At 74.6% G+C, this 25,757-nt stretch carries 23 protein-coding genes and 1 pseudogene; 8 read left to right on the top strand and 16 right to left on the bottom strand.

Translation table 11 applies throughout. The annotated features are described in order from the left end of the window. Positions 1–64: 64 nt before the first annotated feature. From LN251_RS06930 to LN251_RS06910, 5 genes are all read left to right on the top strand, one after another. The gene (locus tag LN251_RS06930) at positions 65–1,882 is read left to right on the top strand and encodes an AMP-dependent synthetase/ligase (RefSeq protein WP_458243604.1); all 1,818 of its coding nucleotides are present in this window, start codon (positions 65–67) and stop codon (positions 1,880–1,882) included. A gap of 192 nt (positions 1,883–2,074) precedes the next feature. Beyond that, positions 2,075–3,370, top strand: a complete 1,296-nt coding sequence (locus LN251_RS06925) for an alpha/beta hydrolase (protein ID WP_458243603.1) — start codon at positions 2,075–2,077, stop codon at positions 3,368–3,370. 92 nt (positions 3,371–3,462) lie between these two features. Next, the gene (locus LN251_RS06920; protein ID WP_458243602.1) at positions 3,463–4,686 is read left to right on the top strand and encodes a L,D-transpeptidase; all 1,224 of its coding nucleotides are present in this window, start codon (positions 3,463–3,465) and stop codon (positions 4,684–4,686) included. An 80-nt stretch (positions 4,687–4,766) separates the two neighbouring features. Further along, positions 4,767–5,723, top strand: coding sequence for an expansin EXLX1 family cellulose-binding protein (locus LN251_RS06915; RefSeq protein ID WP_458243601.1), 957 nt, complete (start codon positions 4,767–4,769; stop codon positions 5,721–5,723). A 196-nt stretch (positions 5,724–5,919) separates the two neighbouring features. Then, entirely contained in the window at positions 5,920–6,444 is a 525-nt protein-coding gene (locus tag LN251_RS06910) for a hypothetical protein (RefSeq protein ID WP_458243600.1), read from the top strand. 347 nt (positions 6,445–6,791) lie between these two features. Here the strand turns inward: LN251_RS06910 and LN251_RS06905 are convergent, their stop codons facing one another. Further along, positions 6,792–7,478: an ANTAR domain-containing protein gene (locus LN251_RS06905; protein WP_458243599.1), complete on the bottom strand. Its 687-nt coding sequence runs from the start codon at positions 7,476–7,478 to the stop codon at positions 6,792–6,794. A 230-nt stretch (positions 7,479–7,708) separates the two neighbouring features. Between LN251_RS06905 and LN251_RS06900 the strand changes: the two genes are divergently transcribed. Both LN251_RS06900 and LN251_RS06895 read left to right on the top strand, forming a co-directional pair. Continuing rightward, positions 7,709–8,059: an STAS domain-containing protein gene (locus LN251_RS06900; RefSeq protein WP_458243598.1), complete on the top strand. Its 351-nt coding sequence runs from the start codon at positions 7,709–7,711 to the stop codon at positions 8,057–8,059. After that, complete coding sequence (locus tag LN251_RS06895; protein WP_458243597.1) at positions 8,056–8,997, top strand: anti-sigma factor RsbA family regulatory protein; 942 nt, start codon at positions 8,056–8,058, stop codon at positions 8,995–8,997. Before LN251_RS06900 ends, LN251_RS06895 begins: the two co-directional genes overlap by 4 nt. Positions 8,998–9,083: 86 nt before the next feature. Here the strand turns inward: LN251_RS06895 and LN251_RS06890 are convergent, their stop codons facing one another. The 9 genes and pseudogenes from LN251_RS06890 to LN251_RS06850 form a co-directional block, all read right to left on the bottom strand. Next, the gene (locus LN251_RS06890; protein WP_458244162.1) at positions 9,084–9,245 is read right to left on the bottom strand and encodes a hypothetical protein; all 162 of its coding nucleotides are present in this window, start codon (positions 9,243–9,245) and stop codon (positions 9,084–9,086) included. 9 nt (positions 9,246–9,254) lie between these two features. Continuing rightward, the gene (locus tag LN251_RS06885; protein WP_458243596.1) at positions 9,255–10,292 is read right to left on the bottom strand and encodes a rod shape-determining protein; all 1,038 of its coding nucleotides are present in this window, start codon (positions 10,290–10,292) and stop codon (positions 9,255–9,257) included. A gap of 217 nt (positions 10,293–10,509) precedes the next feature. Further along, positions 10,510–13,410 carry an SAV_2336 N-terminal domain-related protein gene (locus tag LN251_RS06880; protein ID WP_458243595.1) on the bottom strand — a complete coding sequence of 967 codons (2,901 nt, stop codon included), beginning with the start codon at positions 13,408–13,410 and terminating at the stop codon, positions 10,510–10,512. A 390-nt stretch (positions 13,411–13,800) separates the two neighbouring features. Continuing rightward, positions 13,801–14,802 carry an AAA family ATPase gene (locus LN251_RS06875; RefSeq protein WP_458243594.1) on the bottom strand — a complete coding sequence of 334 codons (1,002 nt, stop codon included), beginning with the start codon at positions 14,800–14,802 and terminating at the stop codon, positions 13,801–13,803. A gap of 37 nt (positions 14,803–14,839) precedes the next feature. Then, entirely contained in the window at positions 14,840–16,504 is a 1,665-nt protein-coding gene (locus LN251_RS06870; protein ID WP_458243593.1) for a VMAP-C domain-containing protein, read from the bottom strand. After that, positions 16,501–16,851 (bottom strand): CU044_2847 family protein, encoded by a 351-nt coding sequence (locus tag LN251_RS06865; RefSeq protein WP_458243592.1) that lies wholly within the window; start codon positions 16,849–16,851, stop codon positions 16,501–16,503. Before LN251_RS06865 ends, LN251_RS06870 begins: the two co-directional genes overlap by 4 nt. Before the next feature lie 46 nt (positions 16,852–16,897). Further along, positions 16,898–18,319: a carboxyl transferase domain-containing protein gene (locus LN251_RS06860; RefSeq protein ID WP_458243591.1), complete on the bottom strand. Its 1,422-nt coding sequence runs from the start codon at positions 18,317–18,319 to the stop codon at positions 16,898–16,900. Next, positions 18,312–19,760: an acyl-CoA synthetase gene (locus LN251_RS06855; RefSeq protein ID WP_458243590.1), complete on the bottom strand. Its 1,449-nt coding sequence runs from the start codon at positions 19,758–19,760 to the stop codon at positions 18,312–18,314. The genes LN251_RS06860 and LN251_RS06855 overlap by 8 nt, the downstream gene beginning before the upstream one ends. A 59-nt stretch (positions 19,761–19,819) precedes the next feature. Continuing rightward, positions 19,820–20,023, bottom strand: a pseudogene (locus LN251_RS06850) (MerR family transcriptional regulator); the annotation flags it as partial. Positions 20,024–20,174: 151 nt separating this feature from the next. Here LN251_RS06850 and LN251_RS06845 point away from each other — a divergent pair. Beyond that, a complete protein-coding gene (locus LN251_RS06845) occupies positions 20,175–21,047 on the top strand; it encodes an ATP-grasp domain-containing protein (protein WP_458243589.1) in 873 nt (290 codons plus the stop codon). Between the two features lie 14 nt (positions 21,048–21,061). On the opposite strand, the gene LN251_RS06840 is transcribed toward LN251_RS06845, so the two are convergent. From LN251_RS06840 to LN251_RS06815, 6 genes are read right to left on the bottom strand one after another with little or no spacing between them, the layout of a single operon-like run. Continuing rightward, on the bottom strand, positions 21,062–21,661 hold the full coding sequence (locus LN251_RS06840; RefSeq protein WP_458243588.1) for a hypothetical protein: 600 nt from the start codon (positions 21,659–21,661) through the stop codon (positions 21,062–21,064). Further along, positions 21,627–22,475 carry an FkbM family methyltransferase gene (locus LN251_RS06835; protein ID WP_458243587.1) on the bottom strand — a complete coding sequence of 283 codons (849 nt, stop codon included), beginning with the start codon at positions 22,473–22,475 and terminating at the stop codon, positions 21,627–21,629. Before LN251_RS06835 ends, LN251_RS06840 begins: the two co-directional genes overlap by 35 nt. Beyond that, on the bottom strand, positions 22,472–22,696 hold the full coding sequence (locus LN251_RS06830; RefSeq protein WP_458243586.1) for a Trm112 family protein: 225 nt from the start codon (positions 22,694–22,696) through the stop codon (positions 22,472–22,474). The genes LN251_RS06835 and LN251_RS06830 overlap by 4 nt, the downstream gene beginning before the upstream one ends. Beyond that, complete coding sequence (locus LN251_RS06825; RefSeq protein WP_458244146.1) at positions 22,693–23,610, bottom strand: hypothetical protein; 918 nt, start codon at positions 23,608–23,610, stop codon at positions 22,693–22,695. The genes LN251_RS06830 and LN251_RS06825 overlap by 4 nt, the downstream gene beginning before the upstream one ends. 23 nt (positions 23,611–23,633) lie before the next feature. Next, entirely contained in the window at positions 23,634–24,368 is a 735-nt protein-coding gene (locus LN251_RS06820; protein ID WP_458243585.1) for a class I SAM-dependent methyltransferase, read from the bottom strand. Continuing rightward, on the bottom strand, positions 24,365–25,753 hold the full coding sequence (locus LN251_RS06815; protein ID WP_458243584.1) for a condensation protein: 1,389 nt from the start codon (positions 25,751–25,753) through the stop codon (positions 24,365–24,367). The genes LN251_RS06820 and LN251_RS06815 overlap by 4 nt, the downstream gene beginning before the upstream one ends. Between the last annotated feature and the right edge of the window lie 4 nt (positions 25,754–25,757).

Raw genomic sequence — 25,757 nt, 5'->3', positions numbered from 1 at the left:
GTGGGCCCTCACCCGGTGCTGTTGGTCCCCTTACCGGGACCGGGCGGAGCGCGACCATGGTGGTATGCAGGCATCGCACGCGCGGACGTGGTACACCCCGGCCAAGTACGTCACGTCGCCCCGGGCGAACGCGACCGACGACGTCGTCGACAACGCCCTGCACCGCCCCGGCCACGAGGCGTTCGCCCGCAAGGCCGACGGCGTCTGGAGGACCGTCACGTCCCGGGAGTTCGCCGACGAGGTCATGGCGCTGGCCGCCGGGCTGATGGCGGCCGGGATCGCGCCGGGCGACCGGATCGCGTTGATGTCGGGCTCCCGCTACGAGTGGATGCTGTGCGACTTCGCGATCTGGACCGCGGGGGCGGTCAGCGTGCCCGTGTACGAGACCTCGTCCGCCGGGCAGGTCGAGTGGATCCTGCGGGACAGCGGTGCCAGGGCCGCGTTCGTCGAGGGCGAGGAGCGCGCCCGCGTCGTCACCGCCGCCGAGGTGGCCTCGGTGCGCCAGGTGTGGCGCCTGGACGGCGGGCTCGGGCACCTCGTCGAGCTGGGCCGGACCGTGCCCCGGGAACTGGTCGAGCGGCGGCGGCGCGCGGTCGGCGCCGACGCGCTGGCGACCGTCGTCTACACCTCCGGTACGACCGGCAGGCCCAGGGGCTGTCTGATCAGTCACGGCAACCTGGTCGCCGAGGTGCGCAACGTCGCCGCCGCCGACGGGATCACGGAGAACGTCCTGACCGACCGCACCAGGCTCCTGGTGTTCCTGCCGCCGGCCCACGTCCTGGCCCGGGTCGTCGCGCTCGCCGCCGTGCACAACGGCGCGCAGGTCGCGCACACCAGCGACCTCGGCAACCTCACCACGGAACTGCGCACCTACCGGCCCACACTGTTGCTGGCCGTCCCCCGGATCTTCGAGAAACTGCGCAACACCGCGCAGCGTACGGCGGTGGCGGGCGGGCACGCGCGGATGTTCCGGGCCGCCGAGGCCACGGCCGTCGCCTACAGCGAGGCGCTGGACCACGGCGGGCCGGGCCTGTGGCTGCGGGCCAGGCACCGGGTGTTCGACCGGCTGGTCCTCGCGAAGCTGCGGGCGGCGCTGGGCGGTCACGTCGCCTACGCGTGCAGCGGCGGCGCACCCCTGGGGGCCGCCCTCGGGCACTTCATGCGGGGGGCCGGCGTCACCGTGCTGGAGGGCTGGGGGCTGACCGAGACCGCCTCCGGGGTGACCCTCAACCTGCCGGGCGCCCAGCGGGTCGGCAGCGTGGGCCGTCCGCTGCCCGGCTGCGCGGTGCGCATCGGTCCGGGAGACGAGGTGCTGGTGAAGGGGCCGAACGTCTTCGGCGGCTATCTGCACGACGAGGAGGCCACCGCCGAGGCGTTCGACGAGGAGGGCTGGCTGCGCACCGGTGACGTCGGGGAGCTGGACGACGGGTATCTGACCATCACCGGCCGCAAGAAGGACCTCATCGTCACGGCCGTCGGCAAGAACGTGGCGCCGGCCCCGCTGGAGGACCGGCTGCGGGCCCACTGGCTGATCGACCAGTGCGTGCTCGTCGGCGACCGGCGGCCCTACATCGGTGCCCTGATCACGCTCGACCCCGAGTTCGTCGTCTGGTGGGGGCGTGAGCACGACCGGCCGCGGACGCACGGCGTCGCGGAACTGCGCGACGATCCGGAGCTGAGGTCGGCCGTCCAGGCCGCGGTGGACGAGGCCAACCGGACGGTGTCCACGGCCGAGTCCATCAGGCGCTTCCGCATCCTGAGCCGGGGCTTCGCCGTGGGGGACGAGCTGACGCCCTCGCAGAAGGTGCGGCGCGGATACGTGACCGCCAAGTTCGCCGCCGACATCGAGGCGCTCTACGCGCCGCCCGGGAAGAAGGACTGAGGACAGCGCCGCGAGGGCCGTCCGCCTTCGCTCCCGAGGGCTCAGGAGACGCCCGCTGTCTTCCCGCCGCGTGACATAGCGGAACAGGCCATGTCTTCCGCTCAAAGCTCTCGTTACGGAACGCGGAAGGCTCTTCAGCCCTCCTCCTGTGCAGGACAAGTGCACGGGCAGGGATCTCAGGGACTGAGTGACATGGGTTTGACCAGTCGAACGACCGTATACGCGATGGTGGCGTTGGCAGCCCTGTCTGTGGCGCTGCTGGTCTGGCTGTGGCCACGGCTCGCCAAACCGGGGCTGTGGCAGGTGCTGGGACGGCTGTGCGCCATCGGTGTGACACAGGTGACGATCGTCGCCGCCTTCGCCTGCGGGGTGAACTCGTCGTACCAGTTCTTCGGCTCCTGGGGAGAACTGTTCGGCAACGTCGACACCGCCCCCGTGGGTGTGACGCAGGCGGCCGACCAGAACGGCGACGGCTCGGTGAACGGCATCAGCAGCGTGCACGGCTCACTCGTCCAGCCGGCCGGCAACGAGCAGCTGAGCCGGGTGAGCGGGCTGCCCCAGGGGCCGGCCGCCGCCGTCGGCCGGGTGGAGTCCGTCAAGATCATCGGCAAGCGCACCGGCGTCGTCGACCCGGCCTTCGTCTATCTGCCGCCGCAGTACTTCCAGAAGGCGTACCACCGCATGCGCTTCCCGGTGATCGTCGCGCTGAGCGGCTACCCGGGCAGCATCTTCAACCTCGCGCAGCACCTGCGGGTCTCGCAGACCGCGGGCGACCTGCAGAGCAAGGGGCAGATGCAGCCGACGATCATGGTGATGATCCGGCCCACGATCGCCCCGCCGCGCGACACCGAGTGCGTGGACGTGCCCGGGGGGCCGCAGACCGAGACGTTCCTGGCCAAGGACCTGCCGGAGGCCGTCCGGTCCGTCTACCGGGCCGGTCACGACTCCAGCGCCTGGGGCGTCATGGGGTACTCCTCCGGTGCCAGCTGCGCCCTCCAGCTCGCGATGCGCAACCCGCACGTCTACACCACGGCCGCAGCCCTGTCGCCCGACTACAGGGTCAAGGACGACCCCACGACCGGCAACCTCTTCGGCAGCGGTCCGGGCCGCCAGGCCCGGGTCGAGGGCCACGACCTGATGTGGCGGCTCGCGCACCTGCCCGCCCCCCAGGTCTCGGTCCTGGTCGCCAACAGCAAGCACGGTGAGAAGGGTTACGCCGAGACCCAGGCGTTCATCAAGGCCGTCAAGCCGCCCATGCGGGTCGCCTCGATCCTCCCCGAGAACGGCAGCCACAACTTCCCCACCTGGGTACGGGAGATGCCCGCCGCCCTGAAGTGGATGAACGCCCAGCTGACCTTCCCGCAGGACGTCGTACCCCGGCACCACCCGCGCCCGACGACGGAGGCCGCGGGCCGGCCCGGGCCCGGCCACAGCCCGCTGCGCGCCGAGGGCACCCCGAGCAGGCCCCCGGCCACGACGCGCCGGTGAGCCACTGAAAGCGCGCGGCGCGACACATTCCTCGGTCCCGGCGTGGCACTCGTCCGACGTAGCGTGGAGGAGAGTTCGACGAGGAGGGACTCATGCAGGTGCGCCGGGCACGACGACCGCGAGGAGCGGACCTTCCCGGTGGCGGCCGGGTGGCGAGGAGAGTGACGGCCGCGGTGGGCCTCGCCGCGCTGCTCCTGACCGCCTGCGACGGCGGTGGGGGCGCGAAGAGCGACGGCAAGCAGGCCACGAAGAGCCCGGCGTCGGTCATCACCGTGCAGCCGGGAAGCGGCGGCGCGGCCGCCTCGCCGGGGGACAAGGTGCGGGTCCACTCCTCGGGCGGCAGGCTCGTGGACATACGGGTGAGCGCCCCGGAAACCGACGAGTTCGGCGGATCGCTGTCGGCGGACGGACACACCTGGACCTCGTCCGCCCTGCTGGCGCCGGCGACGAAGTACACCGTCGTCGCCCGGGCCAAGGACGCGGACGGAAAGACGGTGACGCGGCGGACCACCCTCGCCACCGCGCGGGCGCGCACGTTCGTCGGCGAGTACAGCCCGGAGAAGGGCGCGACCGTCGGCGTCGGCATGCCGGTGTCGGTCGCCTTCAACAAGCCCGTCCGGGACAAGGCGGCCGTGGAACGCAGGCTCTCGGTGACCACCAGCCCGCACGTCGACGGCGCATGGAGCTGGGTGAAGGACCACAGCGGCAAGGACCGCGTCGACTACCGGCCCCGGGGGTACTGGACGCCCGGCACCGAGGTCACCCTGCGGATGGCCCTGAGCGGCGTCGACGCGGGCGGCGGGGTGTACGGCACCCAGCAGCGCGTCGTCCGCTTCCACGTCGGGCACGCGGTCGTCAGCACCGTCGACACCCACCGCAAGACCATGACGGTCAAGGAGGACGGGAAGGTGCTGCGCACCCTTCCGGTCTCCAGCGGCAAGCCCGGTTTCGAGACCTGGAACGGCACCATGGTCGTCCTGGAGAAGGTCCCCAGCATCCGGATGAACTCCCGGACCGTGGGCATCTTCGGCCCCGAGGCGTACAACCTCGGTTCGGTGAAGTGGGCGGTGCGGCTGACCCCTTCGGGGACGTTCGTGCACGCGGCGCCGTGGAACGCGGGCAAGTTCGGCCGGGTCAACGGCAGTCACGGCTGCATCGGCATGAGCACGAGCGACGCGCGGTGGTTCTTCGGGCACGTCCACCTCGGTGATCCGGTCACCGTCGTCCACTCCAAGGACCCCGTCGCCGAGGGCAATGGCTACGGGGACTGGAACGTCGACTGGGCGACCTGGCGGGCGGGCAGCGCGCTGTCCTGAGAACCGGCGGCAACCTTTTCGGCGCCGGCGGCGACCCAGGGGCGATGATCCCGTCACCGAACCAGGTAAGGACCTCGCCCGTGGCGTCCCCAACTCCGCACCGCCGGCCCCGTGACCGGCGTCCGGCTCTCGTGTCCGTCGTCGCCGTCGCGGCGGCGGCGCTCGTCGTGGCCCTGGTGGTCGCGTTCCGGCCCGGCGGCGGGGGCGCGACCGCCGCCGGGCACACCTCGGCCACGGCGGCCACGGCCGTCGCGGGCGTCGAGCAGGCGAGCCCGTCGCCGACGCCGTCCGGCCGCAGACCGGCCTCGGCCTCCCCGTCGCCCACGGCCCGTTCCGCCACGCCGTCGGCCGGGGCGGCCGGTGCCTCGGCACGGCCCGAGCCGACCAGGGCGCCGCGCGCCGTACCGGCCGCGGCCTCCCTGGCCGGGCGGATCGTCCCCGGCACCACCCGCCAGGGCGTCGCCACGCACTACGACGCCGCCGACGGCGACGGCGCCTGCTTGTTCGGTCCGAGCGCGGACATGATGATCGCGGCGATGAACACCGCCGACTACGAGACGTCCAAGGCGTGCGGGGCGTACGTACGGGTCCGTGCCGCGAGCGGTGCCTCCGTCACGGTGCGGATCGTCAACGAGTGCCCGGGGGACTGCGCCGTCGGACAACTCGACCTCAGCGTCCAGGCGTTCGCCAGGCTCGCCGCGCCGTCGGCCGGGCGGATCGCCGTGTCCTGGGAGCTGGTGAGCCCCGCCGACGCCGGCACGCTCTCGGTGCGGTACAAGACCGGGTCCAGCCGGTACTGGTGCGGGGTCCAGGTGCTCGGGCACCGCAACCCGGTGGCGCGGCTGGAGGTGCGCGCCGGGAGCGGATGGCTGGCGCTGCCGCGCACCTCGTACAACTACTTCCTCTCCGAGAAGGGGAGCGGCTGCGGCGGGTCCCTGAGGATCACCGACATCTACGGCGAGCGGCTGACGGTGGACGGGGTCGCCGTGAAGCCGAACGTCGTCCAGCCGACCCGCGTGCAGTTCACCGCGCACTGACCGCGCGCTTTCGTCTCCGGTTGGTTTCCCAACTCCCAAGTCCGCGCCAGGGGTTGGGAAACCGGATGCCATGGGGCGGTAAGAACTCGGCCAGTTCACCGAATTCTCGCCAGATGCTTCTACCCGCATAGACCCGGCCGGTGCTGTCATGCCCACGACTGCCCGGAATCCCCGGGCCGAACGCGGGAGAACCCCCATGCGCGCCATGCGCCGCCTCACCGCCACGAGCACGTCCCTCGGTCTCGCCGTCGCCGGCCTGATCCTCGGGACGGGCACCGCCGCTCATGCGGCCGGCTGCTCGCAGGACTACCTGCCCCTGCCCGACCCCGCCTGCCAGCCCGGCGCCTACAACCCCGACGTCACGCAGGACACCATCGGCTCGACGATATGCGTGTCCGGATGGACCTCCACCGTGCGGCCGTCGACCTCCTACACCAACGCGCTCAAGGTCCGGCAGATCGCGGAGTACGGCTACGAGGACACCAGCACGGCCGACTACGAGGAGGACCACCTCGTCCCGCTCGAACTCGGCGGAGCCCCGAAGAGCGCGGAGAACCTCTGGCCCGAGCCGCGCTACGGGGACACGACCGCGGCCAACAAGGACACCGTGGAGAACAAGCTGAAGAAGGCCGTGTGCAACGGCACGGTCGGCCTGGACGACGCTCGAGAGGCGGTCGCGTCCGACTGGACGACGGCGCTGTCCTCCCTCGGACTGAGCTGATTCCGCCAGGTCAATCGGGGCGTGGCCGAAAACGATCGTTTATGGGTGTGGCGTCGGGGGGATCTTGGGGTCACCCTCCTCCCCGGGGAGTAGCGGGCGCCCGGCCGGGTCCCGCCGGAGAGGCAGGGCAGGTGCCTTCGTCGGCACGATGTGCCGGGGCGGTACGCGGACCAGGCTGGTTCACGTCGGCCAGAGGGACCGAGAGACCCGAGGAGGTCGTCATGAACCAGCGGATACGCGTCCGTGTCAGCCGCCGCCCGAGCCAGCCCCGCGACACCCCCGTCGACACCAGGACGCCGTCGGGGCGGATCCTGCCCTACTGACGTCCTCGACCGGTTCGGCCGGCGTCAGCGCAGGTGGTGCGAGACCGCAGTGCGCAGGGCCCGGCGCAGTTCCTCGGAAGGTGCGGGGCCGTCGGGCTCCGCGCCGGCCGTGACCGCCGCGGCGACGGCGCGCAGCTTGATGTTGGAGCGCTGCGAGGCCTCGCGCAGGATCTCCCACGCCTGTTCGGAGGTGCAGGCGTGCACGGCCATCAGCACACCCCGGGCCTGGTCGATGACCGGGCGGGAGGCCATCGCCTGCTTGAGCTGCTCGACCTCCGTGCGCAACTCCCGCAGCTGTTCCGCGCGCTCCCGGGCCACCGCGGAGGCGCCCGGCGCCTCCGCCTCCCCGTCCACCGGGTGGGCCGCGTGCCGCAGGGGGGCGTCGGGGTTCAGACCGGCCAGTTCCAGGATCCGGCGCGGCTGGCCGTTCCAGTGCCGGGAGCGCACCGGGACCTCCCGCCGGCGCCCGAAGGCGCCGAGCCGCTCCAGGAACTGCAGCCCCGCCGTGTCCATGAAGACCACGCCGGTCATGTCCAGATCCACTCCGCGCACATGCGCCGGCAGTCTTTCCAGGGCCGTCGACAGCACGTCCGTACAGCCGTGGACGAGTTCGCCGCGTGGGGTCAGCACGGCCCGGTCCTCCTCCACCCTCGCGTCGATGACCAGGGTGTTCGGCTTCCCCCCGAGAGGTGTGTGTACCACTGAGGTCATGTCCGCCTCGCTGCTCCCGACAGTCGTCACGACGTTGAGTCACCGGCCGCCGCCGGGCGCGGGTCTCCCGTGCCGGCCCCGCGGGGACCCGGCGGTGCCGACCATGCGCCTGCCCGTAGGGCGACGGAGTACACACCGACCGTCGCCGGGAATGGCCGTGCCGCGGCCGGGTACGTGAATCCACGACCACCGGGGTCCACCGAGCGGCCGCGAGAAGAGGGGAGAAGGGTGTGGATGTCCCCTGCCGGACGCCGTCCGGAACCGCCCCCGTACCGCGGCTGACGGTGTTCCCACTGCCGGACGGGGCGGGCCTGCGGGTCGGCGGCGAGGTCGGACTCGCTACCCTGGCGCAGTGGGAAGGGGCGCTGAGCCGTGCCGCGCGCGACGCGCGGCCCGTGTACCGGCTGGAGTTGTCCGCGCTCACCTTCGTCGACGTCGCGGGCACGGACGCGCTCGCCGCCGCGGCGCAGTCACTGGAGGAGGGCAGGAGGATCGTGCTGCAGCAACCCCCCGTCAGTCTGCGTCGTGCGCTGGACCTGTTCTGGCCCGGCATCCCCACGATCGAGGTGCCGTCGTCATGAGCACCGCGACCACCGAGCAGGACCCCTTCGTCCACCCCGCGCTTCTCTACGGCGACGAGCGGGAGTACCTGGACGGCACCGTCCCCTTCGTGCGCGCCGCGCTCACGGCCGGCGAACCCGTCGCCGTGGCCGTGCCCGCGGAGAACCTCCGGATCATCCGCGACGCCCTGGGAACCGACGGCGACGCCGTGCGGTTCCTGGACATGCGCGAGGCCGGGCGCAACCCCGGCCGGATCATCCCCGGCGTGCTGCGCGCCTTCGCCGACGCCCAGGCGCCCGGCGCGCGCGTCCACATCGTCGGCGAGCCGGTCTGGGCCGGCCGCAGCCCCGCCGAGTACCCGGCCTGCGTCCAGCACGAGGCGCTGATCAACGCGGCGTTCCGGGGCCGGGAGGCGACCGTCCTGTGCCCCTACGACACCCGGCGCCTGCCGCCCGAGGTCATCGCCGACGCCTACGCCACCCACCCCACGCTCCTGCGCGGCGGATCGCGGGAGGCCGTCAGGAGCAGCGCCTACGCTCCCGAGGCGGTCGTCGCCCGCTACAACGAGCCCCTGCCGCCCGCCCCGGACGCCCCCGTCGTGCGCTTCGACGCGAACTCGCTCAGCGGGACCCGGCACCTCGTCACCGGCGAGGGCGCCCGGCTCGGCCTGGCGCCCGCCCGGGTCGAGGACCTCGCCCTGGTCATCGCCGAACTGGCCACCAACAGCGTGGTGCACGGCGGCGGCACGGGCACCGTCCGGGTGTGGGCCGAGGACGGTCACGTGGTGACCGAGGTGTGCGACAAGGGCCATCTCGCCGACCCGCTGGCCGGGCGCCGGCCCGCACCGCGCGAGCAGCGCGGCGGCCGCGGCCTGCTCCTGGTCAACCTCGTCGCCGACCTCGTCCGGGTGCACACCGGTCCGGAAGGGACCGCGGTGCGCTGCTGGTTCGCCCGCTGACCGCCGCCCGGGCGCCGGTCACAGGGGTGCCTGCCAGGTGACCGTCGTGCCCGCGTCCCCGTCCGCCGTCCCGTCGTCGCGGACCGTCAGCCGGACGGCGTCCCGGCCGTCCGGTTCCCCAGGGCCGCGTACCGGGCGCCGGTCAGTTCCGCGGCGCTGTCCGCGATGTGCCGGAGGGGGGCGCGCAGTTCGAGGTCGGTGCCGACGCTGAGGACGGCCTCGAGGAGCGGCGGGAGACGGTCGTCCACCCGCGCCGCTCAGGTGGCCAGCGGGTCGAGCACGAGCGGCTCGATCCGGCCCTCCAGCATGTAGCCCAGGCCCTGGACGGCGCACACGTCCGGGCGTTCGGCGATGTGCACCGGCATGCCGGTGGCCGCGCGCAGCATCTGGTCGAGGCCGGGGAGCAGCGCGCTGCCGCCGACCATCATGATCCCGCGGTCGGCGAGGTCGGCCACCAGGTCGGGCGGGCAGTCCCGCAGCACCCGTCCGATGCCGTCGAGCACGGCGGTCAGCGGCGTCTCGATGGCGTCCCGGACGGCGGCGGTGTCGACCTGCACCGACCGGGCGAGGCCGGTGGCGACGTCGCGGCCGTGGATCTCGGTGGAGGCGGGGCCCTGGAGGGTGAGTCCGTTGCCGGACAGAGCCAGCTGCAAGGGCCGTACGGACTGGCTCGGCAGCATCAGCTCGTGCTCGTGGCGCAGGTGCTGGATGATGGCGTGGTCGACGGCCTCCCCGCCGACCGGGATGCGCTCGGCGGTCACGATCGACCCCAGCGACAGCACGGCGACCTGGGTGGCGGCCGCCCCGCACACCATGATCATGGTGGCCTCGGGGCGTTCGACGGGCAGTCCGCAGCCCACGGCGGCGGCGATCAGCGTGTCCACCAGCTCCACGCGCCGGGCGCCGAGCCCCACGAGCGTCTCGATGGCCGCCCGCTGGGCCAGCGGGTCGGCGTCGTGCGGGGTGCAGGCCGCCGCGCGCAGGAAGGGCTTGCGGCGCAGGGTGCGGCGGATCTTGTCGCCGAGCAGGTGCCGCAGCATCCGCTGGGCCATCTCGATGTCGACGACGGTGCCGCCGGACACGGGCCGCATGACGCGGATGTAGTGCGGGGTGCGGCCGGTCATCTTCTCGGCGAACTCGCCGACCGCGATCAGCGCGCCGGTCTTGGTGTTCACGGCGGCGACGGACGGCTGGTCGACGACGAGCCCGGCGCCCTTCACGTAGACGCGGGTCCGGGCCGCCCCCAGATCGACGGCGAAATGGCAGCGGCGCAGCTGCTCCAGGCTGGCGGTCATGGCAGGTCCTCCCGAGAGCGCAGACCGTGGGGGCCGCCGGTGGAGGGTGGCGGGCCTCGTTCTCTGTTCCTGTTCCGGGAGGCCCGCCGGGCGGCGGGCCTCCCTCGCATCGTGCGGGGGCCGGGAGCGGGGCGCCGCTTGGAGGGGGCCGGGCGGGGTGCCGCTGAATGGGCGGTTTTGCGACTTACGCCTGAAGCAATAAAGAGATAAGGACGGATCAGAGGGCCTGGGCCGCTTCGAGGAGCGGCGCGAGGGAGGGCACGGTGACCTCGCAGCCCGCCTCCCGCAGGCCGTGCTCGATCGTCGGATTGCGGGCCAGGCCGATGAAGCGCAGCCCCAGCTGCTGAGCCGCCGTCAGCTCGGCGACCGTGGAGCCGATCAGCACGCTCGCCGAGGCCGACGCGGCGGGAGAGGACAGGGCGCGCCGCAGGCAGTCCGGGTCGGGCATCAGCAGGGCGAGGTCGTCCGCGCGGCCGTGCACGCCGGTCAGGGGGAGCCGGAACGGCCGCAGATACCGGCGCACCGCCTGTTCGCAGACGTCCGAGACCACGGCCACCCGCCGGTCGGCGTGGTGCAGGGTGCGCACGAGGACGACCGAGTTGTGGGTCAGCGGGGCGTCCGGGACCGCCCGCAGTTCGAGCTGGTCGAGGCGGTCGCGCAGCGGCGGGCCCAGCCGGTCGTGGGCGAAGGCGCGCAGCAGGTCCAGCGGGTGCGCGAACACCTCCTGCCCCGCGGCCCGCGGCAGCGGCCGCCCCGCCAGCGCGTCCTCGGGATCGCGCTGTTCGGCCACCACGGACAGCAGGTCCACCGTGGCCTCCCGGGCGGTTAGCGCGGAGAACAGCCGGGTGACGGGACCGTCGAAGCCGAGCAGCACCGTCTCGGCGTCGGCGAGCAGAGCGGACACCGGCCGCGGCGCGGGCGGCCGCGGCAGGGGCGGCGGGGCGCTCTCCGTGCTGAGCCGCACCGCGCAGGAGATCGCCAGCCCCGGCACCGGCCACCTGCCCAGCCCGGAGTCGAGCGCCCGCTGCGCCGCGCCCGCCCGGCGCAGCGGATGCCGGCGGGTGATGCGGGGGGCCGCGTCCAGCACATGGTCGAGGAGCCGCTGCGCGACCCGCGTGATCTCGGCGCGGACGAACGCCACCGGATCGACGACGTGCCAGGACAGCTCGACGGCGGCCGCGAAGGCGCCCTTGCCGGAACTCGGCAGGGAGACGGTGTGGAACGCCTGGTGGCTGGTGAGGTCGACCTCGTAGTAGGTGGTGCGGCGCGGCGGGCGCAGGCCGTGCGGGCGCGCCGGGTTGAGCAGGGTCAAGGGGCCGTCCGGTTGCGTGTGCACGATCGCCGTGCGGCCGGGGGCGGGGATGCCCAGCCGGCGCAGGTCGTGGGTGATGAACGGGCCCTTCACCAGGTCCCGCTCCTCCGGCCCGGGACCCGCCGTCGACAGCGTGAGGTACCAGGCGACGGGCGGCTCGTCCGGGACGTCGCCGTGCAGGGGCTCGAAGCGCGGCTCCTCCAGTGCGGCGGAACTCGCCGCGAACTCCTCGTACCAGGACGGCGAGACGACGAGGAGGACGTCGGCGGCCGTACGGCCCTGCAGGGCGCGGACCTCCGGCGGTACGACGGGATCGCCGGGGCCGGCCGTGTGCCAGAACGTCACCCGCAGGCGCTGCGGGGCGGCGGGTCCGCCGACCGCCTCGCCGAGCCCGCGCAGGGCCGCCACCAGCACCGGCAGCGTGTAGGCGCCGGGCCGGGCCAGCACCAGGTAGCCGTCCGCACGGACCCGCACCTCGCGCCGGTCCAGCCCGGCGCGCTCCAGGATCCGGTCCACCGCGTACTCGAGCGCGATCCGCGCCTCGGGCCGGCCGGTGAGGTCGTCGGCCTCGAAGAGCACGGCGGGGCGCCGCGGCTCGGGCCGGGACGTGGGGCCGCCCGGCACGTCGAGACCGGCCGGCCGCCAGGAACCGGTCAGCCGCCGCACGCTGTCCGCGCTCACCGTCGCGAACGCCTCGCCGTCCGCGCCCGCCCCGGTCCCCGTGCCCGAGGCCGACGGGGTGGAGGCACGGAACTCGCCCCGCGAGCGGCCGGCCCGCCGGTCGATCGACGCGCCCACCCGTTCGAGGAGTTCGGCGGTCCTGGTGCGCGCCGTGCGGGGCAGGCCGCGCAGGAGGAGGTCGCGCACGCCGGCGCGGAAGGCGTAGGAGCCCGGCGGCCCGGGAACGGTGCTGAGCATGCCGCTGAGGATCACCTCCGCCAGGTGCTGCGGGCGGGGGTCCGGTTCGAGGGCGGCGTGGACCAGGCGCATCACCGGCAGGTCGGGCCGGCCGACCGCGAGATGCCCGGCCAGCCGGAACGCCTCCGGTGACGCGGTCGCCCGGAACCGCAGGACCAGCTCCTCCGCCGACAGCAGGGCGGCGTCCGCGCGGTCCTCCGGGGCGGCCGGCCGGTCCAGCAGGGCGACGGCGGCCGGGACGTCGGAGCCGCCCGGGGCCGCGAGCAGCGCCGCCCAGTTGGCCAGCCAGCCGGCCTCAGGTTCCATGACGGGCAACGGCACGGCCGCACTCGTCTCCCGCGGCTCGTAGGGCGTGAAAACGAGCGCCGACGCCGGCGCGGCCGGATACGGCGCCGCCAGCCGTCCCGGCGTCGTGGGCAGAGCCGTCTCCCGCCACAGGTGCTCCGGCAGGGGCTGTACGACGGCCAGCGGCATCCGCGACGCCCACCGGCGCAGCGTGGCGAACCACAGGGCGCCCGACGGCCCCTGGCGCCACTGGGGGCCCATGCAGTCGCTGACCAGCAGGGTGACGGTACGGCCGTCGGTGGTCGTGGGGGTGCCCGGGCCGCGCACCGTCCCGTCGGCCCCGGCCCGGTAGGGCACGACCGTACGGAAGACGCCCGACTGCGCGAGCGCCGTGTGCAGTTCGCGCACCAGGGGGCGCCAGACCGGCATCGTGGGCCCGGTGTCGTACACCAGGTTCAGGCGCAGCCAGCGCTCCCGGGCCGGGCGCATGACCGGCAGCCACCCCTCGGGGGCCGCGCCGAGCCGGGCGATGCGGTCGGCGGTGGCGTGCTCGTCGAGTTCGTGGCCCACGGGCGAGTCGATACGGCGTTTGAGCGGACGCAACGCCCGCTGCAGACCCAGGGGTGGCGCAGCATCGGGGGCGCGGGCGCGAGCAGCGTGGTGTGCGGGCGTCCGTCACCGGGGCCGGTCGCGGACGGCAGGTGGAGGGGCGCGCGGGGCGAGGGGACGGGACCGGCGGGCCGGTGGGCGCCTGGCCGCGGTGGCCGGGGGGACGGAGGCGGTGAGGGCGGCTGTTGGGGGTGCAGCGCGTCCGCGGCGGGGCGGGGCGCGCGCTCGGCGGGCGGTGTCCGCGGTTCCATGTGCCGGGCCAGCCAGAGCAGTTCGGCCAGCTCCAGCGGGGTCGGGCGCACGCCGGAACCCGCCTCGGCCAGGACGTCGGCGAGACGGGCCAGCGGTTCGGGGCGCCCCGGGGTGTCGGACGGCATCCGGCCTTCAGAAGGCGTCCGTGTGCGGGGCGTCGCCCAGGTACGGCATCAGCTGCTCGGCCAGCTCGTCCAGGCTCTCCGCACCGAGGTCGGAGGAACGCGCCAGATAGATGGCGTTGAGCAGCTGGTCGGTGGCCAGGTCGCCGCCGCCGACCCGGGACAGGAACCGGTCGATCAGGGTCTGCGCGTAGGCGTCGGGCTCGCCGTCGAAGTGGGCGCGCACGATCGCGGCGAGCCGGTCGTCGTCCGGCTGGCGCAGCCTGAGGGTGACGCAGCGGCGCAGGAAGGCGGGCGGGAACTCGCGCTCGCCGTTGCTGGTGAGCACCACGAACGGGAAGGCCCGGCAGCGGACCCGGCCGCGCTCCACCGGGACGCGTTCGTCGGTGCCGTCGACCATCACCTCCGCCGTCGGCGTACGGCGGGCGCCGCGGACCAGCTCGGGGATCTCGTACTGGCCCTCCTCCAGGACGTTGAGCAGGTCGTTCGGCAGGTCGAGGTCGCTCTTGTCGATCTCGTCGATGAGCAGGGCGCGCGGGTGGGCGTAGGGGAGCAGGGCGGTGCCCAGGGGGCCCAGCCGCAGGTGGTCCTCGATGCCCGCCTCGGTGGCCTGGGTGTGCCGGGCCGCGTACAGCCGGGACAGCGGGTCGTACTGGTAGAGGCCGTCGTGCAGGGTGCTGCGGCTGGTGATGTTCCAGCGCAGTACGGGTCCGAGGCGCAGCTCGCGGGCGACCGCGTAGACGAGCGAGGACTTGCCGGTGCCGGGTGGGCCGGTGACCAGCAGCGGGCGGCGCAGGTACAGGGCGGCGTTGACGAGCTGGACGGTCTGCGGGGTGGCCCGGTAGGTCTCGGCGCGGTGCACGCGGTCGGGGGAGGCGGCCGCCGCGTCGCCCTCGCCCGGTGCGTCGAGCAGGGGCGCGCCGTCGAAGGCGCGCCAGGGCGGGGGCGGGGGCAGCCGGGTGATGCCGTCGTGCGGCGTGCCGCTGCCGGTGTAGACGGGCCACAGGGCCATGGAACGTTCGCTTTCTTGAGGGGGGCGGTCGGGCCGCTCAGGCGACCGGTGAGTGGAGGAGCGCGGCGGGTTCGGGGAAGCAGCGCGGATCGTCCCACAGCAGCTGCAGACCGCTCGCCCAGTGCCCGTCGGGGTCGTCGTCGGCGTCCGCGGTCTCGCGCAACGCCTGGACCTCGCCCGGCAGTTCGGCGGGCGGGACGCCGGCGAGCCGGTCGGCGAGCTGGTCCAGGAACGCCGTACCGGAGCACGGGCCGTCGTGCCGGGAGCCGGCGCAGCCCGTGCGCGGCCACAGCAGGACCGGCACGGGCGAGTTGAGGCCGGCCTCGAAGTGCGGTTGCGCGGCGTCCGGCGGAAAGGCATAGCCCGCCAGGTCGGCGTCGTCGTCCCGGAGCCGTTTGCGCAGGCTCTGCGGACGCTCCGGGGCGCCGCAGTCGACGCGGTGCAGCCGGGCCCCCGGCGAGGTGTCCAGCTTCTGCCACCGCTTGGCCAGTTCGCGGCGCAGCCGGCCGCTGCGGTACCGCGAGCGGTCCACGACGACCAGCGGATAGGCGCAGCCCAGCGGGGTGGAGTCGTCGGCGCCGCACTCCCAGCGCGCCACCGGCTCGTTCAGCCATTCGCGGGGCATCACGAACGTAATCAACTCGTGTGCGTCGAGGGCGAGTTGTGAGAACGCCTCGTCGATGCAGCCCTGGACGTAGGCGCGGACGGCGGAGCGCCGCAGCCGCCGGGAGCCGACCCGCCGGCGCTGACCGTCGTGGTAGGCGGAGACCTCCACGGTGACCAGGTCGGCGCCGGCGCCGCTGCGCTCGATCTCGACGACGATCGGGGACCAGGCCGCGGCGGCGGGCCGTGCGGGCGTGCCGTCCAGCACCTCCTGGAGCAGGTCGGCGAAGCGGGTCACCGCCTCGGCGCCCGGGACCTCCCACTGCACGTATCCGGCGGCGGCCTCCAGGGAGGCGACGGCGTCCTCGGGCGGCGGCTGGCCGAAGGGGCCCACGGCGTGGTTGACCAGCCGGGCGGGATCGCAGGCGACGCCCTCCGCCACCGCCCGCCGCACCAGCGCGTACAGCCGGCGCACCGCCTCCCGCCCGTGGCCGGGCGTGGGGACGAGGGCGCCGAGGCCGGGCCAGTAGCGGGCCATGACCTGGGTGGGCAGCATGCGGCCGACCCGGCCGTCGCGCGAACCGGCGATGGTGGTCACCATGCCGACCACCCTGCCGTCCGCGAGGTGCACGGCCGCGCCGCTGAACCCGGGCGCCAGGGCCTGGCCGTGCGCGGTGGCGGCCTCCAACTGGCGCCACTCGTCCGAGACGAGGGCACCGGGCACGGCGTGGTAGCGGGCGAGCATGCCCTCGTCGTACCCCTTGGGAAAGCCGTACGCGACGAGCGTCGGCGCGTGCCCACCCGCGAGTTCGGCGCCCGGCGGGGCGAACTCGGCCGGTTCCAGCGGGACTTCCCGGTCCAGTTCGAGTACGGCGAGGTCGCCGGGGTCGGCGGCGCCGCCCGCCCAGCCGCCGTGCACGGCCACGGTCGCGGGCACCTGTCCCAGACCGCGGCCACCGGGGAAGGACACCGTCACCGCGCTGCTGTCGCCCGCGCGGACGACATGGGCGCAGGTGAGGACATGGCGTGCGGAGACGAGGAATCCGGCGCCGATCTCGCTCCCGCAGACGATCCGGGCGTGCCAGGCGAAGCCGCTCATGACCGGCTGGCCGCCTCCCGGTCCGCGTCCGCGGGCCCCGGCGACCAGCTGAGCTTCACCAGCAGATGTCCCTCGGCCGCCCCCTTCGCGATCACCGCCCCGGTCTCCGCGCTCAGCTTCACCCCGAACTCCAGCTCCACCGAGTCCGGCCGCAGCGTCCCGTCCCGGAACACCCTGAGCGCCGACTCGGCGGCGGCCCGGACACCGCCCAGCGCGCTCTCGAACGTGCGGGCCGCCAGCGTCGGTCCGTCACCGCGCGAGACCATCCGCGCCCCCGGGTCCTCGTCGACGCCCTCGACGACGATCAGCGCGCCGTCCTCGGTCTTGAACTCCACTAACGCGTCCATGGCGTGGCGACTCCCCCGTGCAGGTGACTCAAGGCAACCTCACATGTTACGGACGGTGGCCGGTGCTGTCGTGGTTTCCCTTGTGGCGGTTCCGTGTGACCGGCGACAACGTACCCGGCGGGCCGGCGATGCCGCGGATCACCCCGAGCTCCAGCAGGTCCTGCGGACGGATGCGGAGTTGGTCCGCCGTCGCCCGGATCTCGCCGTCCGGGCGCTTGAGGATGGCGGCGGCCGCCTCCGGTGCGATGACCGAGAAGTAGGCGTCGGGCGTGGCCCAGGTGTCGCCCGGCGCGGCGAGCGCGAGGGCGCCGCCGGAGCCGCCCTCGCCGATCACCAGCGTGGTGACGGGAGTTCGCGCGGCGGCCACCGCACCGAACAGCTCCGCGATCGCCGCCCCGGCGCCCTGCCGCTCCGCCTCCGCGTCGTTGGCCGCGCCCGGGGTGTCCACCAGCGTCAGCACCGGGATGCCGAGCCGGTCCGCGAGCCGGATCAGCCGGGCGGCGGTGCGGTACCCGGAGGGCCGGGTGGAGGTGCCGGTCTGCGCGGCGTAGGCGACGGTACGGCCCTGGTGCTCGCCGAAGCCGCAGAGCATCCCGTCGGGATCGGCGCCGCCGCACCGGTCCCCGCTGAGCGCGACCCGGTGGCCGAAGTAGGCGTCGAGGTAGGCGCGGGCGCGGGGCCGCCGAGGCGAACGGGCCCGCCGCACGGCCTCCCAGCCGCTGTCCGGAAGGTCGTGCGCGCCCAGCGCGAAGGGGACGGGAGCGGGCGGGGGAGCGGCCGCGGGGTCCACCCCGCCCGCCAGCAGCCGCAGCCACCGCCCGAGCACCTGCCGCAGTTCCGCCGGCGGCACCACCGCGTCCGCCGCGCCGCACGCCACCTGTGCCTCGGCCGTGTACGCCGTCGGATCGGCGTCCGCCGGGCGCACCCGGGAGCCCGCGAAGCCGACCTGGGCGCCCGGCAGGGCGAGGATCACATCCGCGCCCGCGCCCAGGGTCGCCCAGCCGCCTCCGGTCGTCGGGTCGCGCAGGACGGCGATCTGGGCCAGACCCGCCGCCCGGGTGAGGGCCGACTGCCGGGCCACGCGCTGGAGTTGGGTGAGGGCGATCATGCCCTCCTGCATCCGGCTGCCGCCGGTGGCGATCAGCGGGACGACGGGAAGGCGGTGGGTGCGGGCGTACGCGTGGGCCGCCTCCAGGCGGTCGCCGGTGCGTTCGCCCAGCGAGCCGCCGAGGAAGCCGAACTCGAAGGCGATCAGGACCGCGGGGGTGCCCTCGACGCTCGCGGTGCCGACGACCACGGACTCCCGCTCGCCGGTGCGCTCGGCCGCCCGGGCCCGCGAGGCGTCGTACCCCAGCCAGGCGAGGGGCCCGCCGGGCCCGGAGTCGCCCGCCGGGTGGGGGAGTTCGGTGAAGGTGGCGTCGTCCACGAGCAGGGCCAGGATCTCGCGGGCCGTCAGGCGTTCAGTCACGGTTCAGCGCCCGCTTCATGATCTTCCCCATGTCGTTGCGGGGCAGGATGTCCAGATAGCGCACTACGCGCGGGCGCTTGTGCGGGGCGAGACGGGCGGCCACATGGTCGGCCAACTCCGCCGCTCCGGGCGGGGCTTCTGCGTCCTCCGGCACCACCCACGCCACGATCCGCTCGCCCAGGTCCGCGTCCGGCTCCCCGGTGACCGCCGCCTCCCGCACCCCCGGATGCTCCAGCAGCGCGTTCTCGATCTCACCGGCCCCGATCTTGTAACCCCCGCTCTTGATCAGGTCGGTGGCCTTGCGCCCGACGATCCGTACGTACCCGTCGCTCTCGCGCACCGCCATGTCCCCGGTGCGGAAGAAGCCGTCCGCGGTGAAGGCGGCCTCGGTCGCGTCGGGCCGGTTGAGATAGCCGGTGAACAGGTTCGGGCCGCGCACCTGGATCTCGCCCACGGTCTCGCCGTCGTACGAGGTCACGGGCGTCCCGTCCTCCTCCACCAGCCGCAGCTCCACGCCCGGCAGCGGCACGCCGACGGTCCCCGTGCGCGGCTCCCCGTCCGCCCGCACGCTGGTGTTCATCAAGGTCTCCGTCATGCCGTACCGCTCGATCACCCGCTGCCCGGTCGCGGCCGTGATCCGCTCGTGGTCGTGCACGGGCAGCGCGGCCGAACCGGACACCAGCAGCCGGGCCCGGCCCAGCGCCGCGGCCAGCTCCGGCTCCTCCGGCAGGGCCTGGGCGATCCGGTGGTACATCGTCGGCACGCCGAACAGCATGGTCGCCCCGGCCCCGAGTTCGCGGGTGACGCCCTCGGTGGAGAACCTGCCCAGGTGCCGGACCGAGCCGCCGCGCCGCAGCGGGCCGAGGACGCCCAGCACCAGGCCGTGCACATGGAACAGCGGCAGCCCGTGCACGAGGACGTCGTCGCCGGTCCACTGCCAGGCGTCGGCGAGCGCGTCCAGGGTGCCGGCGATCGCCCGGCGGGGGATGACGGCCCCCTTGGGCGGGCCGGTGGTGCCGGAGGTGTAGACGACGAGGGCGGGGTCCTCGCCGGTGACGGAGGCAGCGGGGGCCGGGACGGCGGAGCCGATCACCTGCACGTCGACCCGCGGCAGCCCGCTCACCGGGGCGGGCGGTTCGTCGCCCGGAGCCACGAGCAGCAGCGCGGGCCGGCTGTCGGACAGGATGTGCTCCAGTTCCTTCCCGCCCGACTTCGGGTTCAGCGGGACCGCGGCCACCCCGGCCTCCAGGGCGGCGACCACGGCGACGGCGGTCTCCAGCGCCGGGGTGGCCCACACGGCGACCCGGTCGGCCCCGCGAATCCGCTCCCCGAGGGCACCGGCCGCCGCCGCGAGCCCCCCGTACGTCAGGGACCGCTCGCCGAAGCGCAGGGCGACCCGCTCGCTCGGCTCATCGCTCAGGGCTGGGAACAGAGAGGACACGCGGTGATCTCCTTGCTGCCGGGGACGACGACACCATCGTCCCCGCACCGCGCCACACGAACACACCGCCCTCGGGCCAGTGGCATGCCGAGCCGCCGTAGCCAGGCCACCAGACGCGCCCGTTCCAGCTGGGCCGGGGCGTAGTAGCGGTAGCCGGTGTCGGGGTCGACACGGGCGGGCCGCAGCAGGTCCAGCTCGTCGTACAGCCGCAGGGCCTTGGGCGACAGCCGGCTCGCCCGGGCGAAAGCGCCGATGGTCAGCATCCGTGTCTCCCCGTCCACGCGCACCTCTTCTCGTTCTCCCGCCCCGATGCTGGGGCTTTCCCGAAGGGGAAGGTCAACCTGGTTCCCGTGACCGACGGCGAGGCGGTTAGCCTGCGACGGACCGTGCCCGCCGTCGAACGGAGTTCCGCCCGTGCCCCGCGTCGCCCTCGTCACCTACGACCCCGGCCCCAGGCCCCACCGCGACCGCGACCTGCCCGTCCTGCGGGACGCGCTGGACGCGGCCGGCGCGCGGGCGGACGTCGTGGTCTGGGACGACGCCGAGGTGGACTGGGCCGCCTACGACCTCGCCGTCATCCGCTCCACCTGGGACTACAGCTGGCGGGCGGCCGAGTTCGCGGACTGGGCGCACACGTGCGGCACGCTCACCCGGCTCGCCAACCCGGCGGACATCGTGCGGTGGAACACCGACAAGCGCTACCTCGGCGACCTCGCGGCGGCCGGGGTGCCCGTCGTGCCCACCCGGTACCTCGCGCCCGGCGCCGCCCCCGAGCTGCCCGACGGCCACGAGTACGTCGTCAAGCCCACCTCCGGCGCGGGCGCCCGCTACGCCGCGCGCTACCTGCCCGAGGAGCGGGAGACGGCCCTGCGGCACCTCGCGCGCATGCACGAGGAGGGGTTCACCGCGATGGTGCAGCCCTACATGCGCGCCATCGACAGCGGCGGCGAACGGGCCCTGCAGTTCTTCGGCGGACGCCTGCTGCACGCCAGCCGCAAGCGGGCCGTCCTCGCCCCCGGCACCGCCTACGACGCCGACAAGGTCGCCCACCCGGACCTGGAGCCGTGGCGGCCCACCCCGGCCGAACTCGCCGTCGCCGAGCGCGCCCTGGCCGCCGTACCGGACGCGGCCGGACTGCTCTACGCGCGCGTGGACCTCGTCGACGGGGAGGACGGGGAGCCGGTGGTGATGGAGCTGGAGCTGGTCGAGCCGAACCTCTTCCTGTTCCTGCACCCCGGATCGGTGGCGGCGGTGCGGGACGCGATCCTGGCGGCGGCCGCGGGCTGAGGGGCGCACTCCGCTCAGTCGGCGACGGCGACCCGCTGCAGCAGCCCCCAGGTGAACTCCGCCGCCACCTTCCGCCGCACCCCCTGCCCGTCCGGCGCCGTGAACGCCAGCCCCCAGCGGGTCGGCGCCGTGCCCTCCAGCGGGCGCGCCGGGGCGAAGGCGCGAGCCGCCTCGTCGACCGTGCAGGACCAGGGCGTGAGGTCGTCGAGGGTGGTGAGGGACGGGGCCGGGGCGCCCGGGGCCCGGACCAGCCATTCGTTCCACACCGCGCCGTTCGGGGCGAGCAGCACCTCGAAGCGCAGGTCGGGCCAGAGGGGCAGCGGCCACAGCCAGGCCTCGCAGTCCAGGTCGCCGATCCTGCGGCCGGCCCTCGACTCGGGCTCGCCCAGGATCGAGCGGTACCGGGAGGCGGCGGCCCGGGCGCGCGGGGAGTGCAGCATCGCCTGCCAGCGCTTGTTGGCCTCGCGCATCCCGGCGATGGAGACGCCCAGCTCACGCCGGGCCTCCTCCACCAGGCCGGGGTTGTGGTCGGCCATGCGGCGCAGCAGGACCAGCTGGAAGTCGAGCGGGGTGAACGGATCAGCGGGGCGCTTGGCGGACGGCATGCCCCCCATCGTCGCGCACGGCACCGACATCGCCCGGGCGGCGGCCGTCGGGCAGGAACAGCACCGAGTTGACGTAGCGGGGACGGCTGCGGAACGGCAGGACGCGGGGCAGCAGCCCCTGCGCGACCACGTGCGCGACGGCCGCCTGGTGCTCCTCCAGCGGGAACTTCGCGAGCGGCACCCAGTCGCCGCCGGGCAGCACCCAGCCGTCGTAGCCGAGCAGCGAGAGGTAGGTGACCACCGGGGCGACGGGCTGGATGCGGGACTCCAGCTCGACGAAGAGCGCGGGACGGTCGCGGACCAGCAGCCCCGTGGCGCCGCGCAGCACGGCCGACTCGCTGCCGTCCACGTCGATCTTGATGAACCCGACGTCCCGCAGGCGCAGTTCGTCGAGGGTCACGCATCGGACGTCCAGCGCCTGACCGTGGATGTCCCGGCGGACCAGGGACGACACGCCCCGGTCGCCGGCGTCGTCCGGCGGCAGCCACAGCCGGGCGGTGCCCGGGCGGTCCGCGGCGGCCGCCTCGACGACGCGGACGTTCGGCGGGGCCGTGGCCGTCAGCAGCCGCGCCAGATGCGGGACCGGCTCGACCGTCACCACCTGCCGCGCCCGCCCGGCCAGCCGCCGCGTCCAGGGGCCGTACCAGCCGCCGACGTCCACGGCCGTCCCGCAGCCCGCCGGACACAGCTCCGCCAGCCGGGCCAGCTCGGGCTCGAACCGCGGATACACCGCCCGGGCCGTGGCGGCGACCAGGCGGACGGGCAGCAGCGGGGCCAGACGGGCGGCCAGGGTGCGGGACGGGCGCCCGGGTGCCGTGCTCACCGGGCCATCCGTTTCAGGAGGACCTCGTGCTCCTCGTCCGACACCTGCTCACCGGACGACGGCAGCAGCTGGGGAATGCCGTCGACGACGGGGTAACGGCGGTGCAGGCGCGGGTTGTACAGGGCCTCGGACGCCTCGGGCCCGTCCGGCCTGACGAGGTGCAGCGGGCCCTTGTCCAGCGGGCACGCCAGAATCCGCAGCAGCGGGTCGTCGGGGTTCATGGGGGCGTCAACTCCTTGGCACCGATGGGGGGTTCCTGGGGCGCGGGATCGTGTTTGGGCATGGTCAGCAGGACGCAGACGGCGAGCGCGGTGCCCGCGAGGCGCAGCGCGAGCCGCAGCGGGTCGTGCGGCAGCGCCTCGCCGAACGACAGCGTGCCGATCACCGCCGTGTACAGCGAGGTCACCGTCGTGCACACCGGCACGATCAGCGAGGCCCGGCAGCGCTGCAGCGCGGCCTGCGACATGACCAGCCCGAACGCGCCGGTGAACAGCAGCAGATACGGGTACGGCGACTTCAGCACACCGGCCACCGCATGGCCCAGGCCGCTCGTGCCCAGGTAGCTCGACACGCCCTTGATCGCCAGCGAGCTGACGCCGTACAGCAGGCCCACCGCCACGCCGTACTCCACGCCGGTGGTCGGCGCCCGGTGCCGGTGCCGGGAGCGGCGCTCGGCGGCGCCGTACAGCCACACGCCGGCCGCCAGCGACGGCACGCACACCAGCAGGATCAGCGGGTAGGGGGCGCCGCGGCCGACGGTGTCCGCGTGCGTGCCGGCGTCCTTCAGGGACAGCACGACCATCAGCAGCGCGGCGAGGATCGCGCCGAGCGCGTACCGCTCCCGGCCGGTGGTCTCCTCGCCCAGCAGCCGGGCCGACAGCAGGACGAGCAGCACCAGGCCGGAGACGAAGATGCCCTGGGCGGCGGCGATCGGCAGGGTGCGGTACACGACGAGCTGGGCACCGAACCCGGAGGCCAGGGCCACGGACCCGGCGATCCACAGCGGACTGCCCAGCACCAGCCGCAGCAGCCGGGCGGGCTGCCGGATCGTCACCTCGGGGAGCGCGGTCAGCGCCCGTTTCTCCAGGACGAAACCGAGGCTGTACAGGGTGTTCGCCAACAGGGCCGCGGCCACTCCCCACCACATGGGCACGCCCCCTAGGTCTTTTGTGCGTGCAGGAGCAGGATCGAGGCGAGGGAGGGTCTGGAGCAGGCCAGCCGGTCCAGGGGGCGCAGCGGACGCGGCACGCCGTGGAAGGGGGCGCCCGCCAGCCGTACGACCTCGAAGCCGGACGCGGCGACGAACTCCCGCAGCGCGCGGGCGGTGTACAGGCGCAGGTGCCCGACGACCTCGGTACCCGGCCGGCCGTGGATGCCGCGCAGGCTGACCTCGGAGAACACCGGCTGCACGCCGGCCAGCAGCAGACCGCGGTTGTACCAGGCGGCCAGGTTGGGCGTGGAGAGCATCAGATGGCCTCCCGGGCGCAGCACGCGGCGGATCTCGTCGAGGGCCGCGTCCGGGTCGACGAGGTGCTCGATCACCTCGCTGAACAGCACGGCGTCCGCCGAGGCCGCCCCGAACGGCAGCCCGCCGCCGGTCAGTTCGCCGCGGACGGCGTACGACAGGCGGGTGCGGGCCCGCTTGAGGGCGTCCTGGGACCAGTCGACGCCGACGATGCGGTGGCCGGGCAGCAGCGGGCGGGCGGTCGCGGCGGCCGACCCGTCGCCGCAGCCGACGTCGAGGACGGTCTGCCCGCGGGCGGTGCCCAGCGCGGCGGCCAGCATGCGGGCCTGGCGGAGGCTGCGCGGGGCGCCGGAGGCGACGGGGACGGACGGGTCCTCGTAGAAGTCGCGCAGCTCCCTGGGGCGCGGGTGCGGCATCGTGGTCGTCATGGGCCGCTCACCTCCGTCGTGTGCAGGTAGTGCTCGAACAGGTCCCGCAGATGGGCGCCGTCGCCGTGACTGAGCAGGGTCCGGGACCAGCGCAGGGCCAGATGGAGGCGGCCGGCGGTGGAGGCGGTGGTGACGGTGAGGCCGCGGGGCATCCGGGCGGGCGCCGAGAACCAGACGGCGTGCGCGCGGCCGCCCTCCTCGCCGAAGTCCAGCGGGTAGGGGATGCGGCCGATGTTGCTGAGCAGCGTCGTCGACGTCCACGGCGCGGCCGCCCTGCGCAGGCCGCGGGTGAGGGCCGCCCGCCAGGCGACCGGGGTGACCGGGGCGGTCAGCAGGGCGGCCCCGTGGCCGAGTTGCGGGCGCGGGAGGGACTTCAGGGCACGGGTGCGGGTGGCCGTGCGATGCAGCAGCGCGGGCATCTCGGCGGGCCCGTGTGCGGCCAACTCCTCCGGTGAGAAGGGGACTTCGACGAGCCGGGTGCCGTTGCCGATGGGCATGCCGGCGTCCCGGGGGCGGTCGTCCACGGGCATCGTGATGCGCAGCGGGCGGGAACGGGCGCCGTGTTCCCTGTTCCAGTGGGTGATCGTGAGAGCGGTGGTGACCATGAGCTGGTCGTTGACCGTGTAGGGGGAGCCCTTGGGGCGGTGAGGGAGGGGCAGTTCGGTGACGAGCAGTCCGTTGCCCGGCGAGGGCTCGGGGGTGCCGGGGGCGACCCGGGCCGGCGGCGACCAGTTGGAGGGGGTCGCCTCCGGGGCCTGGGGGGCCTCCGCGCCGCGTACGGGCGGAGCGGCCGGGGAGTTGTCCCGGCCGCCGTAGAGCTCGGCGGCGGTGGCCAGGACCCGCAGGCACGCGGGGCCGTCGAGGGCGGTGTGGTTGATGGTCAGGAAGAGGACGGTGCCGTCGGACCGCCGCGGCTCGGGGGCGTCGTGCGGAGCCGGCACACCGACCGCGTCCGTCGCCTCGCTCCCCTCGACGTCCCCGGTGCCCTCCACCACCTCCAGCCTGATCGGTGGCGAGGCCGACAGCGGCGGCGCCTTCGTCAGGGCGCGGGTCCGCGCGTCGCGCAGCGCGCACCGGCCCGCCGGGGGAAACGTCACCACCTCCACGTCCGGCTCCGCCGTCAGCTCCCACTCGTAGCGCCGCCGGTACCAGCCGCCGGGTGCCTCGCGCATCAGGATGCGGGGGTGGCGGCGCAGGGCCTCGGCGAAGGCCGTGCGCAGCCGGTCGCGGTCCAGCCGGCCGGGCAGATGGACCTCGATGTGCACGGTCTCCGGCTCCTCCTCCTGGAGACAGTGCCGGGCCACCTCGTCCACCACGGGGAACGGGATCCGCCTGGGCGGCCCGGGCGGGCCGCCGGCGCGTGCGGGATGGTCGAGCGCGGTCACAGGA

The sequence above is a fragment of the Streptomyces sp. MAI_2237 genome (genome assembly GCF_054189285.1).
This window is presented reverse-complemented; position numbering and strand designations above follow the sequence as displayed.